The following is a 15,189-nucleotide window of genomic DNA, read 5'->3' on the forward strand; positions in this document are numbered from 1 at the left end:
CGTGGGGCACCGTGCCGTCACTGACTGTGCACGACCTGGTCTCCGGATCAGCCTAGGCTGGTCACGTGACACCCCTGATCGCGGGCCTGCTCGGGCTCGTCGGAGGCCTGCTCCTGGCGGCCCTGGTCTGGTCGCTGGCCCGGCCCGCCGGCCGCGACCTCGCCGACCCCTCCGAGCAGCAGCGCCCCGACGTGGTGCCCGAGGGGGCCAAGGAGGTGCTCTCGGTCCTCCGGTCGGGAGCCATCGTCGTCGATAGCGCCGCCCGGGTTCACGTGGCCACCGGCGCCGCCCTCGCCTTCGGGCTGGTCCGCGGGGACGACCTGGTCAACACCCGCCTCCGCGAGCTCGTCAGCCAGGTCCTCGCCGAGCGGGTGGTCGCCGAGGCCGAGCTGGAGTTCTACCGCGACCCGCTGTCCGCCGGCCCGGTGCTGCTGTCGGTGCGGGTCGCGCCGTTCGGCGACGGGCTGGCGCTCATCCTCGTCGACGACCGCACCCAGGCCCGGCGGGTCGAGGCGGTGCGACGGGACTTCGTGGTCAACGTCAGCCACGAGCTCAAGACGCCGGTCGGCGGTCTGGCGCTGCTCGCCGAGGCCGTCCTGGACGCCGCCGACGACCCCGAGGCGGTGACCCGCTTCGCCGGCCGGATGAAGATCGAGAGCGAGCGGCTGACCCGGCTGGTCGCGGAGATCGTCGACCTGTCACGGCTCCAGGGCAGCGACCTCATGGCCGACATGGTGGTGGTCGACGTGTCCGCCTGCGCCGCCGAGGCCGTGGAGCAGACCCGCGTGGTCGCGGGCGAGCGCACCGTCGTCGCGGCACCCGCCGGTCGGCGCGAGACGCTGCAGATCTACGGCGACCACGAGCTGATCACGACCGCGATCCGCAACCTCGTGACCAACGCGATCGCCTACTCCGAGGACGGCACCCGGGTGGGGGTGGTGACCCGGCGGGTGGACGACGTGGTCGAGGTCTCGGTCTCGGACCAGGGCCGTGGGATCTCGAACGCGGACCAGGAGCGCATCTTCGAGCGCTTCTACCGCGTCGACCCGGCCCGGTCCCGACGCACCGGCGGCACCGGGCTCGGTCTGTCGATCGTCAAGCACATCAGCGCCGGCCACGGGGGCAGCGTGTCGGTCTGGAGCGAGGAGGGCCAGGGGTCGACCTTCACCCTCCGCCTGCCCGCCGTGGTCGGTGACGCCCAGGAGGTCGGCAGCCCCGCGCCCTACCGCCAGGGGCACCCGGCCACCGTGCCCGACCCCGCCCACGGGGACAGCCCGCCCACGGCCGCACCGGTGGCCGCCACCTCGCGACGAAAGGTGACCAGATGACCAGGATCCTGGTGGTGGAGGACGAGGAGTCCTTCTCCGACCCGCTGTCCTACCTGCTCGAGAAGGAGGGGTATGACGTCACCGTCACCGAGTCGGGGACGGACGGGCTGGCCGAGTTCGACCGCAACGGCGCCGACCTGGTCCTGCTCGACCTGATGCTGCCCGGGATGTCTGGGGTGGATGTGTGCCGTGCGCTGCGGCAGCGCTCCAGCGTCCCGGTGATCATGCTCACCGCCAAGGACTCCGAGGTCGACAAGGTGGTCGGGCTCGAGCTCGGCGCCGACGACTACGTCACCAAGCCCTACTCCGGTCGCGAGCTGCTCGCCCGGATCAAGGCGGTGCTGCGCCGGCTCAGCGAGCCCGAGGAGCTGATGCCCTCCACGGTGGAGTCGGGCCCGGTGCGGATGGACGTGGAGCGGCATACCGTCTCCATCGACGGGGAGTCGGTGTCGCTGCCGCTCAAGGAGTTCGAGCTGCTGGAGATGCTGCTCCGCAACGCCGGCCGGGTGCTCACCCGGGGCCAGCTCATCGACAGGGTCTGGGGCAGCGACTACGTGGGCGACACCAAGACCCTGGACGTGCACGTCAAGCGGCTGCGCGCCAAGGTCGAGCCGGACCCCTCGAACCCGCGGCACATCATCACGGTGCGCGGGCTGGGCTACAAGTTCGAGACCACCTGACCGACCGCACAGTTTGCACGCACCGACCGCGCACTGTGCAGCCGCAGACGCAGACCGTGCGGCCGGTCGAGACAAACCGTGCAGCCGCAGACGCAAACCGTGCGGCCGGTCGACACAAACCGTGCGGCCGGTCGACGCAAACCGTGCGGCCGGTCGAGGCAAACCGTGCGGCCGGTCGGGGTCAGGGGTGGTGCGGTGGGTGGTGAGGTGCGAGGTCGGGGCTACTTCTTGCCCTGGTTGGCGACCTCCTGGATCGCCTCGGCGGCGGCCTCGGCGTCCAGATAGCGGCCTCCGGGGGTGACCGGCACCAGCTCGGCGTCCAGCTCGTAGAGCAGCGGGATGCCGGTGGGGATGTTCAGCCCGGCGATGTCGTCGTCGCTGATCCCGTCGAGGTGCTTGACCAGGGCGCGCAGGCTGTTGCCGTGCGCCGCCACCAGGACGGTCTTGCCCTCGCGCAGGTCGGGCACGATGTCGCTGTCCCAGTAGGGCAGCATCCGCGCGACCACGTCCTTGAGGCACTCGGTGCGGGGCAGGTCGTCGCCGAGCGCGGCATACCGGGGGTCCCCGGCCTGGGAGAACTCGTCGTCGTCCTCGATGGGCGGCGGCGGCGTGTCGAAGCCGCGGCGCCACGCCATGAACTGCTCCTCGCCGTACTTGTCCCGCGTCTGCGCCTTGTTCAGCCCCTGCAGCGCGCCGTAGTGCCGCTCGTTGAGCCGCCAGTGGCGGTGCACCGGGATCCAGTGCCTGTCCGCGACGTCCAGCGCGGTGTTGGCGGTGGTGATCGCCCGCCGCAGCAGCGACGTGTGCAGCACGTCGGGCAGCAGGTCCTCCTCGCGCAGCAGCTCTCCGGCGCGACGCGCCTCCTCGTGGCCGGTCTCGGTCAGGTCGACGTCGACCCACCCGGTGAAGAGGTTCTTCTCGTTCCACTGGCTCTCGCCGTGGCGCAGCAGGATCAGGGTGTGTGCGGCCTCGCTCATGCCGCCCACCCTACCGATCAGCCCGGGTCGGCCCCGGCGTCGGTCAGCGACTCCAGCTCGGCACGGAACGCCTCGAGGTTGGCCGTCGACTCGCCACGCTCCAGGCGCCATGCCCACTCGCGCCGGATCGAGGTCCAGAAGCCGAGCCGGAGCATCTCGTTGAACGGCTCGTCGCAGGCCGCCAGGACCGCGCCGAGCAGCTCGTCCAGGACGTGCTCGTCCAGGCCGACCAGGGGCACCCGACCGGTGAGGTAGACGTCCCCGCTGGCGTCGACGGCATACCCCACCCCGGGCAGCCGCAGCGCCCGCCGCAGCAGGTAGCGGTAGAACGCCTCGTGGTTCTCGTCCGGGTTGCGGATGACGAAGGCCCGCAGCTCCACCGCCCGCTCGCCGACCACGAGGGAGACCACGGTCCGCAGCTTGCGCTCCCCCGGCAGCGCGACGACCGTCTCGCCGCGCCGGGTGCCCTCCTCCCACTCCACCTCCAGCGCGTCCAGCAGGGCGCGCAGCGTGTCCAGGGGCGGCTCAGGCATCGGGTCCTCCTCGACGGGCGGTCACCGCGGCAGCATAGGCATCCAGCAGGGCGTCGACGGTCCGCTCCCAGGAGTATGCCTGCGCGTGCGCCACCGCCCGGGTCGACGCGCTCTCCCGCTCCTGCGGCCGGGTCAGCCGCGCGAGGGTGGCGCCGATGGCGTCCGCCCAGTCACCGGGGTCGTGGCCGTCGACCAGCACTCCGGCGTCACCGACCGCCTGCGGGAGCCCGCCCACCCGCGCGGCCACGACGGGCGTGCCGCAGGCCAGCGCCTCGACCGCGACCAGGCCGAACGACTCGTGGTGCGAGGGCACCGTCACCAGGTCGGCGGCCCGCATCCAGGTCGCGAGCTGCTCGCGCGACACCGGCGGGCCGAGCCGGACCAGGTCGTCGATCCCCTCCTCGTCCGCGAGCTGCCGCAGCGCCCCCGGCCGCGCCAGCCCGGAGCCGGACGGGCCGCCGAGCACCGCGACGACGAGGCGGTCGCGCCAGGACAAGTCCCGCCGCACCAGCTCGCCGGCCGCGCGCACGAGCACGTCCGGACCCTTGAGCGGCTGGATGCGCCCGACGAAGAGCAGCACCGCGGCGTCGGCCGGCAGGCCCACCTCGCGGCGGGCCTGCCCCCGGTCGCCCGGCCGGAACGTCTCCAGCGCCACCCCGGGAGGGACGACGTGCACCCGGTCCGGCGCGGCGGCATACAGCTCGACCAGGTCACGGGCCTCGGCCGGGGTGTTGGCGACCAGCGCGTCGGCCCGGTCCACCAGCTCCTGCTCCCCCGCGATCCGCGCAGCGGGCTCCGGGGACTCCCCCTCCGCCAGGGACCGGTTCTTGACCCGGGCCATGGTGTGCATGGTCTGCACCAGCGGGACGTCGAACCGGCGCGAGGTGAGGCCGCCGGCCTGGCCGGAGAGCCAGTAGTGCGCGTGGATGACGTCGTAGTGCCCCTCCGCCAGCCCGGCGACGTGCCGGGACAGGTCGTCGGCGAAGGCGCACAGGTGACCGGGCAGGTCGCCCTTCGGCACCGTGTCCAGCGGACCGGCGGGCACGTGGTGGACGGCGACGTCCAGGCCCGGCTCGAGCTCGACGCTCTCCCGCTGCTCGCGGCTCGTGGCCCGGGTGAAGATGTCGACCTCGACCCCGCGTCGGGCCAGCCGGGTGGCGGTCTCCACGACGTAGACGTTGAGCCCGCCGGCGTCTCCCGTCCCGGGGCGCTGCAGCGGGGAGGTGTGCAGCGAGACCATGGCGACCCGTCGCACCGGCGGCTGCCGGGTCCCGTCGTCGCTCACGCCGCCAGTCTGGCACGCGGGCCGGGTCACCCCGGCGACCTAGGCTGGCGGTATGCCGCCCGCCGTCAGCCGCCCGTCCGGCACCGTGACGCGGGGCACCACCAACCCCAACCGGCTGCGGCGGGTGGACCGCTGGATCGGGTATGCCCTGGGCGGGCTGCTGCGCTCCTCCCCGACCCCGCCGGTGGTCGTGGACCTGGGCTTCGGTGCCTCCCCGGTCACCGTACTGGAGCTGGCGGACCGGCTGACGCCCCTCCGCGGCGACGTCCGGCTCGTGGGGGTCGAGATCGACCCCGAGCGGGTCCGGCGCGGGCAGCAGGTGGCCGCCCGGCCGTCCGTCGACTTCGTGCTGGGCGGCTTCGAGGTGCCGCTGCCGCCGGGCCTCGGCGCCGACGCCCGGCCGACGGTCGTGCGGGCGTTCAACGTGCTGCGGCAGTACGACGAGCCCGAGGTGTGGCCGGCCTGGTCCCAGGTCGCCCAGCGGCTGGCGCCGGACGGCGCCCTGGTCGAGGGCACCTGCGACGAGCTGGGCCGGCTCGCGTCCTGGGTCGACGTGCGGCGCGACGACGGCGGAGGTCCGCGACCGGTCACGCTGACGCTGTCGCTGCGACTGGCCGGGCTGGAGCGCCCCTCCGTGGTGGCGGAGCGGCTCCCGAAGGCGCTCATCCACCGCAACGTACCCGGGGAACGGGTGCACGACCTGCTGCAGGCCCTGGACCGGGCGTGGGAGCGTGCCGCACCGATGGCCAGCTTCGGCGCACGGCAACGCTTCGTGGCCACCGCGCGCACCGTGCGCGACGACGGTTGGCCGGTGCGGGACGGGCCGGCGCGGTGGCGGCTCGGCGAGCTCACGGTCGACTGGGCCGCGGTGGCACCGTCAGCAGGTGGCGTCGGTGCCTAGCCGACGGGGCGGAGGGGTCTTCGGCTATCCGGGCTTCACCCGCCTCTGGCTGGCCGACAGCGTCAAGTGGCTCGGCTTCTTCGGGACCGGGCTGGCGGTGCAGCTGCTGCTCATCGACACGCTCGCCGCGGACCAGCGGGACCTCGGGCTGGCGCGGTCCGCGCAGTGGCTGCCCATGCTGCTCTTCGGCCTGGTCGTCGGTGTCCTCGTGGACCGGGTGCCCCGTCGCCCGGTGCTGGTGGCCAGCGACGCGGTGTGCGCGCTGGCGCTGGCGGCCCTGTGCGCGCTGGGCGCCGTGGGGCAGCTGAGCGTCCCCCTCGTCGCCGCCGGGATGTTCGTGGTCGGCGCCGCCTCGATGTGCTCCCTGACGGCGCACCAGTCCCACGTGCCGAGACTGGTCCCGGTGCACGACCTGCCGCGGGCCAACTCACGCATCGAGCAGGCGATGACGGCGGCCGAGTCGGTCGGCCCCGCCCTGGCGGGCCTGCTGGTCCGGACCTTCTCGGCCCCGCTGGCCGTCGGGGTGAGCGCGCTCGCCCATGCCGTCTCGGCGCTCACCGTGTCGACCATCCGGGTGGACGAGCCGGTGCCGGATGCCCACCGGCGCGGCCGGGTCCTGGCCGACCTGGTCGAGGGGGCCCGGTGGGTCTACGGCCACCGGGTGCTGGCGCCGTATGCCGTGGCACTGCACGTGTGGTTCTTCTTCAACTCCGTGGCACTCACCGTCCTGGTCTTCTACGCCAGCACCGAGCTGGGGCTGGGGCCGGCGGCGATCGGGGTCGCGCTCGCGTGCGCGGGGGTGTCGGGCGTGGTGGCGGCCGGCGCCAGCCCGGCCCTGGCGCAGCGGTTCGGGCTCGGTGCGGTGGCCTGCGTCGCCGACTGGCTCACGCCGGTCGCGGTGGCCGTCGCCGCGCTCGCGCCGGCCGGCGGGCCGGGTCTCGCCCTGCTCGTCGTCAGCCAGGCGATCTACGGCACCGCGAGCGGCCTGAAGGGGCCCCTGGACCTCAGCTACCGCAACGCCGTGACACCGGACCGGCTGCGGGCCCGCATGAACGGGACCATTCGCTCGATCAACTACGGCACGATCGTGGTCTCAGCGCCGCTCGGCGGATGGGTGGCGGCCACCTACGGCAACCGCACGGCGCTGTGGTTGGGCGTCGTGGGCCTGTGCGGGGCGGCCCTGATCCTCACGCTGTCGCCCTACCGCACGGCGCGGCTGCCCGAGGCGGGCGCCGAGGCCCCCGGTCACCAGGGGCCGTAGGGCCCCAGGTGGGTGGTGGAGCCGCCGCGCCCCTGGACGGACTTGACCGCGGGGCGCACGTCGGTCAGGTAGACGGCGGCGGCCACGACGGCGATGACGTTGAAGATGCTGAACGGGCGCAGCACGAAGATGAAGCCGATGAGCGTCGCCCCACCCGTGAGCAGCAGCCAGAACTGCTTGGTCCGCTTGCTCGCGGCGGGGAAGGCGTCGGCGCGGGTGCGGGCGCAGTCGACGAGGGCCCAGACCATCATCGCGAAGACGGCGACGCCGACGACCACCTGAAGCAGGCTCTGCACCTCGTAGATCGCTCCCATGTCCCCAGCGTAGTCCCCGTCCCTGAGGACCGCTCCCAGCCGGGCCGGTGGCTCAGGTGTCGACGATCAGCGTGACCGGCCCGTCGTTCACCAGCTCGACCTCCATCATCGCCCCGAACCGCCCGGTCGCGACCTCGACGCCCCGCTCCCGCAGGGCATCGACCACGGCCTCCACCAGCGGCTCGGCCACCGGGCCCGGCGCCGCCTCGCCCCAGGACGGCCGCCGCCCCTTGCGGGTGCTGCCGTAGAGGGTGAACTGGCTGACCACGAGCACGGCGGCCCCGGTGTCGAGGACCGACTGCTCCTCCCGCAGGATGCGCAGCTCGGCGATCTTGCGAGCCATCGTCTCCACCTCGCGCGGCCCGTCGTCGTGGGTCGCGGCCACGAGCGCGACCAGCCCGGGTCGGTCGATCCGGCCGACGACCTCCCCCGCCACGGTGACGCTGGCGCGGGTGACCCGCTGCAGGACCGCCCGCACGTCAGTCCGATCCCGGCAGGACCGCCCGGACGGCGCCGACCGGCTGCCCGTGCCCCAGCACCACGGCCCGGGCCTCCAGCGCGTCGAGCGTGCCGGCCGCGGCAGGGGCGTCGTCCGCCACACCAGCCCGCCGCAGCACCGCCACCGCGACGACCACCCGCGCGCGCTCGCCGCCGTCGGTGATCTTCACGCTCAGGCCGCGGCCGTCCGGCAGCCCCACGGCATACACGGACTCCGCACCGTCCTTGGCGATCAGCCCCGGGACGGCACCGACGAGCTCGGTGACGTCGCGGCCCGTGCCGCCGAGGAACTCGGGGTGGGCCCGGACCGCCGCCGCGACGCGTCCGGCCTCGGTCGCCGGGTCGGCGGCCGCGATCCGCCCGAAGGCCCGCGCGAGACCGGCGGAGGACACCCCGAGGGCCGGCGCGCCGCACCCGTCGACGGTGGCGACCTCGACCCGCTCACCGGTGAACTCCTCGATCACCTCGACCACGAGCTGCTGCAGCGGGTGGGCCGGGTCCAGGTAGGTCGCGGTGTCCCACCCGGCGGCGACGCACGCCGCCAGCATGCCCGCGTGCTTGCCCGAGCAGTTCTGCCCGAGCGAGGTGGGTGGGGCACCGTCCCGGATCCAGGCGCGGCGCTGCTCCTCGTCCAGCGGCAGGTCGGGGGTGTTGCGCAGCGCCGACTCGTCCAGCCCGACGGACGCGAGGATGCGGCGCGCACCCTCGAGGTGGTGCTCCTCCCCCGAGTGGCTCGCGCAGGCCAGGGCGAGCAGCTCGCCGTCGAGGTCGGCGCCGGCGCGGAGCATGGCCATCGCCTGCATCGGCTTGAGCGAGGAGCGGGGCAGGATCGGGGCGTCCACCGGACCGAGGCTCAGCGTAGTGGCTCCGTCCGGCCCGGTCAGCGCGACCACGCCGTGGTGCACCGACTCCACGACGCCGCCCCGCACCACCTCCGCGACGACGGGGGCGGTGGCCAGCGGCGAGCCGGAGGTCTGCTGCGTCTGCATGGGCATGGACCCGATCCTGCCAGTCCGTCAGCCGGGGACGACGACCGTCTGCGCGGCGGACGTGGAGTCGATGAGCAGCGTCGCCGTCTCATCGAGATTGCGCTTGACCAGCGCCAGGGCGATCGGGCCGTCCTCCGCGTGGCGGGCCACGCTGGTCAGCCGGCCGACGGCGCGGCCACCGTCCACCCCGGTCAGCTCGGCCCCGGCCTCAGGGATGACGTGACCGGAACCGTCCAGGTGGAGGAAGACCACCCGCCTCGGCGGTCGGCCCAGGTTCTTCACCCGGGCGATCGTCTCCTGACCGCGGTAGCACCCCTTGTGCAGGTGCACGGCGGTGCGCAGCCAGTCCAGCTCGTGCGGGATCGTGCGGTGGTCGGTGTCGACACCCGCACGGGGCCGCCAGGCGGCGACACGGAGCGCCTCGGCCGCCCACGTCCCCGCCAGCGGTCGACCGGCGACGGCCTCCTCCAAACCGTCGCGGGGGACGACGAGCTCGCGCCAGGCCCAGCCGGCGCCCGGGTGCTCCTCACCCTCGGGCCCGTAGCAGTAGGTGTCACCGACCGGCCCCGGCCACGGGTCCACCCACGCCGGCGGCTCACCCTCGACCGACTCGCGGGCCACCGGCTCCCCGAGGACGGCATACCGGTCGGTGACGTCCTCCACCTCGACCCGGAGCATGAAGCGCATCGAGTCCAACCAGCCGGCGACGGCCGGTGCCGCACCGGGCTCGGTCGTCAACCAGGTCCGTTCACCGTCGTCGACGACGTGCAGGGCGTGCTCGATGTGTCCCTTGGGCGACAGGATCAGCGTCTCGGCGGAGCGCCGCGGCGCCAGGTCGCTGAGCTGCTGACTGGTGAGCGAGTGCAACCAGCTGAGCCGGTCCGGGCCGGAGACCGTCACCACCCCGCGGTGCGAGAGGTCGACGACGGCCAGCCCCTCCTCGAGCAGCCGCTGCTCCCGGTGGGGGTTGCCGTAGTGGGCCGCGACGCCCGCGTCCACACCGGTGCCGTCCACCGCACCGGGCTGCTCCAGCAGCACGCTCATCTCGTCCTCGTTTTCGTCCTGGTCCACCGCGCTCCCGCGCCGACACCTCCCACGGTACGCGCGCCCAGGAAGGTCGGAGGAACCGCCCGTACACTCCTGCCCCATGGGCCACCACGACACGTCCGGCCGCGCGCCAGCACCCTCCCGGCGCGGTCGCCGCCGACCCCTGCGCTCGCTCGCCGCGGGCATCGGCGTCCTGGCCCTGCTGGGTGTGCTCGCGCTCGGCGGCTACGCCTTCTACCTGCAGCGCACCGTCGAGGGCAACATCGTCCGCGAGGACCTCAACGCGCAGAACGACGCGGTCGTCACGATCTCGCCGGACCTCGGCACCAGCCAGCCCGAGGACGAGGACTCGGACGCCTCCGACGACGAGGGCGACCCGGAGCAGGTCGAGGACGAAGGGCTGGCGCCGATCGTCGGCGAGGACGGTCAGGCGGTCGACCTGGAGGCGAGCGAGTTCACCGCCACCACGCCGGACCGGCCGGCCGAGGCGGGCCGGGCGCAGAACTTCCTCATCGTGGGCACGGACAGCCGCGACCTGTCGGTGGAGCGCGGCCGCTCCGACGTCATCGTGCTCATGCACATCAACGACGAGCGGGACCGGGTGGACCTGATCCACTTCCCGCGCGACCTGTTCGTGCCCATCGCCGGCACCGGCGGGTCGTCCAAGATCAACGCGGCCTACGCCTACGGCGGCGCCCCCCTCCTGGTGCAGACGCTGCAGCCGCTCGTCGACGTCCCGATCGACCACGTGGTCATCGTCAACTTCGAGAGCTTCCGCGCGATGACGGACTCCATCGGCGGGGTCGACGTCAACGTGGCCGAGGCCTCCCCCGGCTTCCCCCAGGGCGTCATGCACATGGACGGCGCCACCGGCCTCAGCTTCGTCCGGGAGCGGTATGCGCTCTCCCAGGGAGACATCTCCCGCGGTCAGCGGCAGCAGGCGTTCATCAAGGGGATCATGACCAAGGCGCTGTCCCGGGACACCCTCACCAACCCCGGCAGGCTGGCGAACTTCGTGGACGCCGCCACCACGAACCTCACCGTGGACGCCGACCTGCAGGTCGGGGACATGCGCGACCTCGGCTTCTCGATGCGCAGCGTCCGCGGCGACGACATCAACTTCGTCACCGCGCCGTGGAGCGGGATCGACTCCCACCCCGTGGCCGGCTCGATCGTGGTCATGGCGGACGACCAGATGCAGACGCTCTCGGACCACCTGCGGGCCGACACCATGGAGTCCTACGCCGACCCGGTCTCGCCCCGCTCCGGCTTCGGCGGCTGACCGCACCGCCCCTACCATGGGGTCGTGCCCATCGAACTCGACCCGACCATGCACCCCGACAACGCACCCCTGGCCTGGTTGCTCGGCTCCTGGGCCGGTGCCGGAGTCGTCGGCTACCCGGGGACGGAGTCGCGCAACTTCGGCCAGGAGGTCGACGTCACCCATGACGGCCGCCCGTTCCTGCAGTGGACCTCCCGGACCTGGCTGCTGGACGAGCAGGGCGGCCAGGACGAGCTCTTCGCGGTGGAGACCGGCTTCTGGCGGCCCCAGCCGGACGACGACGTGGAGCTCCTGCTGGCCCATCCCGGCGGCGTCGTGGAGATGTACTACGGCAAAACCAGCTCGGCGAAGGTCGAGGTCGCGACCGACAGCATCGTGCGCAGCCCCAGCTCCCGCGAGTATGCCGCCGCGCAACGCCTCTACGGCTACGTGGGCGGCAACCTCATGTGGGTGATGGACATGGCTGCCGACGGCCACGAGATGCAGTCCTACATGTCGGCGGAGCTCAAGCGGGTCTGACCGACGCGGCCCGGGCGCGAGGGGCGCACCCGGGCGCACCTCAGCCGGGGAAGGCGGTCGGCACGAAGGCCAGGCCCACCGCGTAGGGCACGACGCCGACGACGAGGACCGAGACGACCCCGGCGACCAGCCGCGGCCGGGCGTGCGCCAGCTGCGGCAGGCCCACCAGGACGGACCTCATCGCGTGGCTGAGCGCGCCGGCACCCACCCCCACGACCAACCAGGTCGTCGGGGTGGCGTCGAGGGCGATCGCCACCAGCGTGGAGGCCAGCCCGCCGCCGACCATGGCCAGCGCCACCAGCCAGCCCTGCAGCACGGACCAGCGGCCGAGGACGTCGGTGACGGCGGAGGCGCAGGCGGCGGCCAACGCGCCCAGCAGCAGCGCGATGCCCTCCGCCGAGTGGCTGGCCGGGACCATGAGGATGCCGCACCCCACCAGGGCCAGGCCGAGCACGACCGAGCTGACCGACTGCACCACCCTGGGCCGGCCGTCCCGACGGAGGAGCTGGTGCACGAAGGCGGCGATCATCGCCAGCGCCAGCGCGGCGGGTGCCCAGCCGAGCCACGGCTCCTCCTCGCGGACCGCGACCGCGAGGACCAGCGCCAGCCCGCCGACGAGCAGCACCCCGACCGTCCCCCGGGGCGAGGGCAGCCCGAAGGTCCCCGACCAGCCCCAGGCGATGATCACCGCACAGGCCGCCAGCGCGACCGACAGCAACCACGGTGCCGCCACCGACGCCACGCCCAGCAGCACCGAGACCACGACGACCACCACCGCCAGGACGCCCGGGATCCGCGACGTGGACTCGTCCGCGACGGGCACGCTCGGGGTAGGCTGGGGCATACCTCCATCTTGCCGCACCCGTGGCGGCCGACCCGGGAGGCGACGACGCGACCGCCCTATCCTTGACCCGTGGCCGACCTGGTCCTGCTGACCCCACGCCCCGCCGACGACGCGTCGGCGGCCCTCGTGCTGCCCGGCCTCCCGCTGCTGCCGCACCGCGTGTCGGTGTCCGGCATGGACGCCGGCGTCCTGCTGACCCGGGGCGACCCGGACCTGGTGCTCGTCGACGCCACCGCCGACCTGGTGCAGGCACGCGGGGTGCTGCGGTCGGTGCACGCCCTGCAGCTGGACATCCCGGTCCTGGCCGTGGTGGGTGAGGGTGCGCTCGCCGTGCTGGACGAACGCTGGCCGCTCGACGACCTGGTGGTCTCCACCGCCGGGCCGGCCGAGCTGTCCGCGCGGCTGCGGCTGGCCCTGGGCCGGGGTCCGCGGCGGGACACCGCGGAGTCGGCGCAGGACGCACGCGACGAGCCGGAGGCGATCCGGGTCGCGGACGTGGTCGTCGACGAGGCGAGCTGGACGGTGCGCGCGGGTGGACGGGCGCTGGACCTCACCTTCAAGGAGTTCGAGCTGCTGCGCTATCTCGTGCAGCACCCGGGCCGGGTGGTGACCCGGGACGTGCTGCTGCAGGAGGTGTGGGGCGGGGACTACTACGGCGGCACCAGGACCGTCGACGTGCACATCCGGCGGCTGCGGGCCAAGCTCGGGCCGGAGCGGGAGTCGTTGATCGGCACCATCCGCGGGGTCGGCTACCGCTTCACCGGGTCGCGCAGCACCGACGGCTGACGGTCGTGCCAGACTGACCCCCATGCCAGGACCAGGTCCCGACATCGAGGAGCTCCCCGCGCTGCCCGGTCACCTGTCCGGTGACGTGCTGGCGCTCGCCGTGCGCGCCGCCAGGCACGACGGCGTCAAGCCCCTCTCCGAGCAGACCGTGCTGCAGGCGCGCCGCCTCCCGGAGGACACCAGCAGCCACGAGGCGGGCACCCACCTGGTGGTGCGTGCCGAGCCCGGCGGGCCGCTCGTGGGCTACGGCCACGTCGACCGCACCGACCCGGACCACCCCTCCGCCGAGCTGGTGGTCGACCCCGACCACCGGCGCCGCGGCGTGGGCGGGGCGCTGCTCGACCACGTGCTGCGTCGTTGGCCCTCGGTGCGCCTGTGGAGCCACGGCGACCTGCAGGACGCCCGGACCCTCTACGGCTCGCGCGGCCTGCGCGTGGTGCGCGAGCTGTGGCAGATGGCCCGGCCGCTCGCCGGGGAGTGGGCCGACCTGCCCGACCGGGTGGACCTGCCGAGCGAGCTCGAGGTGCGGTCCTACCGGGTGGGCGCCGACGACGAGGCCTGGCTGGCGCTCAACTCCAGGGCCTTCGCCGACCACCCGGAGCAGGGCCGGATGACCCTCGCCGACCTGCGCGACCGGCAGTCCGAGCCGTGGTTCGACCCCTCCGGCTTCCTCGTCCTGGTGGACTCCGACCAGGTGGATCCCGAGGGTGAGCCGCGGCTGGCGGCCTTCCACTGGACCAAGGTCGAGACCGACCACCCCGACACAGGTGAGGTCTACGTCGTCGGGGTCGACCCCGACTACCAGGGCCGCGGTCTGGGGACGGCGGTGACCCTGCTCGGTCTGCAGCACCTGCGGGCGCGCGGGGTCCAGACGGCCACCCTCTACGTCGACGGGGACAACGGTCCGGCGATCGCGACCTACCACCGCCTGGGCTTCGAGCGCTCAGCGATCGACGTCATGTATGCCGCTGGAGACACGGGGGCATGAGCAGCTCCGGTCCGCCGGTGGTCCGTGCCGCCGGGGTCCTGCCGGTGCGGACGCACGAGGGGGCGCTGCAGGTCGCGCTGGTGCACCGGCCGAAGTACGACGACTGGTCCTGGCCCAAGGGCAAACTCGACCGCGGCGAGGACTATCCCGTGACCGCGGTGCGCGAGGCCTGGGAGGAGACGGGTATGCGCGTGCGGGTGCGGGCCCCGCTGCCTGCCGCCCGCTACCGCCTGGCCGGTGGCGCGGACAAGCTGGTGCACTACTGGGTCGGTGAGGTGCTCGACGCCTCCGGCGGGTTGGAGCACGAGGTGGACGAGGTGGTCTGGCTCCCCGTCGGCCCGGCCGCGGACAAGCTGACCTACGAGCGGGACCGCGAGCAGCTCGAGGCCGTGGTGGCGCGGCACGACGCCTCGACGGCGGACACCTGGTCGCTGCTCGTGGTCCGCCACGCCCAGGCGGTCCCGAGGTCGGAGTGGTCCTCGGCCGACCCCCGCCGACCGCTCAGCGGTGCCGGCCGGCGCCGGTCCGCCGGGCGGGTCCGGGCCCTGCTCGGTGCCTACGCCCCCGAGGTGCTCCTCAGCAGCCCGTCGGTCCGCTGCGTGGACACCCTGGTCCCGTTCGCGACGGCCGCCGGGTTGCCGTTGACCACCAAGAAGGGGCTGTCCGAGGAGGGCTTCGAGGCCGACCCGGGCAAGCTGGCCAAGCACCTTGGACGGGTCCTGGACCGCGGTGTCGCCACGGCGCTGTGCACGCACGGACCGCTGCTGGCGGACCTGGTCGGGACGCTGCTGTCCCACGCGGACCCGGCGCTGGACCGCTCCGACCGGCGGATGCTCGGCCGGCTGACGGGCACCGTCATGGACAAGGGCGAGGTGCTGGCCTGCACCATGCTCGGCCGGGGGTCGGACGCCCGGGTCATCGCGGTGGAGCGCTTCCGCCCGCGCTGAGGGGCGTGCG

17 protein-coding genes are annotated in these 15,189 nt (G+C 73.9%); 9 read left to right on the forward strand and 8 right to left on the reverse strand.

Annotation, left to right across the window (positions count from 1 at the left end; translation table 11 throughout):
• Positions 1-65 precede the first annotated feature (65 nt).
• Together FXF60_RS08420 and FXF60_RS08425 are read left to right on the forward strand one after the other, a co-directional pair.
• Entirely contained in the window at positions 66-1,328 is a 1,263-nt protein-coding gene (locus FXF60_RS08420) for a sensor histidine kinase (RefSeq protein WP_151525456.1), read from the forward strand.
• On the forward strand, positions 1,325-2,008 hold the full coding sequence (locus FXF60_RS08425; RefSeq protein WP_151525458.1) for a response regulator: 684 nt from the start codon (positions 1,325-1,327) through the stop codon (positions 2,006-2,008). The genes FXF60_RS08420 and FXF60_RS08425 overlap by 4 nt, the downstream gene beginning before the upstream one ends.
• A gap of 221 nt (positions 2,009-2,229) precedes the next feature.
• Here the strand turns inward: FXF60_RS08425 and FXF60_RS08430 are convergent, their stop codons facing one another.
• The 3 genes from FXF60_RS08430 to mshA are packed head-to-tail and all read right to left on the reverse strand — an operon-like array spanning position 2,230 to position 4,803.
• Entirely contained in the window at positions 2,230-2,985 is a 756-nt protein-coding gene (locus FXF60_RS08430; protein ID WP_151525460.1) for a phosphoglyceromutase, read from the reverse strand.
• 17 nt (positions 2,986-3,002) lie between these two features.
• Complete coding sequence (locus tag FXF60_RS08435) at positions 3,003-3,518, reverse strand: YbjN domain-containing protein (RefSeq protein WP_151525462.1); 516 nt, start codon at positions 3,516-3,518, stop codon at positions 3,003-3,005.
• Positions 3,511-4,803: a D-inositol-3-phosphate glycosyltransferase gene (mshA, locus tag FXF60_RS08440; RefSeq protein WP_367889960.1), complete on the reverse strand. Its 1,293-nt coding sequence runs from the start codon at positions 4,801-4,803 to the stop codon at positions 3,511-3,513. Before mshA ends, FXF60_RS08435 begins: the two co-directional genes overlap by 8 nt.
• Positions 4,804-4,855: 52 nt before the next feature.
• On the opposite strand from mshA, the gene FXF60_RS08445 reads away from it, so the two are divergent.
• Together FXF60_RS08445 and FXF60_RS08450 are read left to right on the forward strand one after the other, a co-directional pair.
• Positions 4,856-5,704: a class I SAM-dependent methyltransferase gene (locus tag FXF60_RS08445; RefSeq protein WP_151525464.1), complete on the forward strand. Its 849-nt coding sequence runs from the start codon at positions 4,856-4,858 to the stop codon at positions 5,702-5,704.
• Positions 5,688-6,965 carry an MFS transporter gene (locus tag FXF60_RS08450; RefSeq protein WP_151525466.1) on the forward strand — a complete coding sequence of 426 codons (1,278 nt, stop codon included), beginning with the start codon at positions 5,688-5,690 and terminating at the stop codon, positions 6,963-6,965. Before FXF60_RS08445 ends, FXF60_RS08450 begins: the two co-directional genes overlap by 17 nt.
• On the opposite strand, the gene FXF60_RS08455 is transcribed toward FXF60_RS08450, so the two are convergent.
• The 4 genes from FXF60_RS08455 to ygfZ are packed head-to-tail and all read right to left on the reverse strand — an operon-like array spanning position 6,950 to position 9,810.
• Entirely contained in the window at positions 6,950-7,279 is a 330-nt protein-coding gene (locus tag FXF60_RS08455; RefSeq protein WP_151525468.1) for a DUF2516 family protein, read from the reverse strand. The two genes, FXF60_RS08450 and FXF60_RS08455, sit on opposite strands and share 16 nt — an antisense overlap.
• A gap of 52 nt (positions 7,280-7,331) precedes the next feature.
• Complete coding sequence (gene dtd, locus FXF60_RS08460) at positions 7,332-7,757, reverse strand: D-aminoacyl-tRNA deacylase (protein ID WP_151525470.1); 426 nt, start codon at positions 7,755-7,757, stop codon at positions 7,332-7,334.
• Between the two features lies 1 nt (position 7,758).
• Complete coding sequence (locus FXF60_RS08465) at positions 7,759-8,772, reverse strand: asparaginase (protein WP_151525472.1); 1,014 nt, start codon at positions 8,770-8,772, stop codon at positions 7,759-7,761.
• Positions 8,773-8,793: 21 nt separating this feature from the next.
• The gene (ygfZ, locus tag FXF60_RS08470; protein WP_151525474.1) at positions 8,794-9,810 is read right to left on the reverse strand and encodes a CAF17-like 4Fe-4S cluster assembly/insertion protein YgfZ; all 1,017 of its coding nucleotides are present in this window, start codon (positions 9,808-9,810) and stop codon (positions 8,794-8,796) included.
• 103 nt (positions 9,811-9,913) lie between these two features.
• Here ygfZ and FXF60_RS16515 point away from each other — a divergent pair, with 103 nt between their 5' ends.
• Positions 9,914-11,095, forward strand: a complete 1,182-nt coding sequence (locus FXF60_RS16515; RefSeq protein ID WP_192796666.1) for an LCP family protein — start codon at positions 9,914-9,916, stop codon at positions 11,093-11,095.
• Between the two features lie 24 nt (positions 11,096-11,119).
• Positions 11,120-11,614 (forward strand): heme-binding beta-barrel domain-containing protein, encoded by a 495-nt coding sequence (locus FXF60_RS08480; RefSeq protein ID WP_151525476.1) that lies wholly within the window; start codon positions 11,120-11,122, stop codon positions 11,612-11,614.
• 40 nt (positions 11,615-11,654) lie between these two features.
• Here the strand turns inward: FXF60_RS08480 and FXF60_RS08485 are convergent, their stop codons facing one another.
• Positions 11,655-12,458, reverse strand: a complete 804-nt coding sequence (locus FXF60_RS08485) for a hypothetical protein (RefSeq protein ID WP_151525478.1) — start codon at positions 12,456-12,458, stop codon at positions 11,655-11,657.
• Positions 12,459-12,527: 69 nt separating this feature from the next.
• Between FXF60_RS08485 and FXF60_RS08490 the strand changes: the two genes are divergently transcribed.
• The 3 genes from FXF60_RS08490 to FXF60_RS08500 are packed head-to-tail and all read left to right on the forward strand — an operon-like array spanning position 12,528 to position 15,179.
• Positions 12,528-13,244 carry a winged helix-turn-helix transcriptional regulator gene (locus FXF60_RS08490; RefSeq protein ID WP_151525480.1) on the forward strand — a complete coding sequence of 239 codons (717 nt, stop codon included), beginning with the start codon at positions 12,528-12,530 and terminating at the stop codon, positions 13,242-13,244.
• Between the two features lie 22 nt (positions 13,245-13,266).
• Complete coding sequence (mshD, locus tag FXF60_RS08495; protein ID WP_151525482.1) at positions 13,267-14,232, forward strand: mycothiol synthase; 966 nt, start codon at positions 13,267-13,269, stop codon at positions 14,230-14,232.
• Entirely contained in the window at positions 14,229-15,179 is a 951-nt protein-coding gene (locus FXF60_RS08500; RefSeq protein WP_151525484.1) for an NUDIX hydrolase, read from the forward strand. The genes mshD and FXF60_RS08500 overlap by 4 nt, the downstream gene beginning before the upstream one ends.
• Positions 15,180-15,189: the final 10 nt, after the last annotated feature.

The sequence above is a fragment of the Serinicoccus kebangsaanensis genome, assembly GCF_008919445.1.
In the GTDB taxonomy this organism is placed as follows: domain Bacteria; phylum Actinomycetota; class Actinomycetes; order Actinomycetales; family Dermatophilaceae; genus Ornithinicoccus; species Ornithinicoccus kebangsaanensis.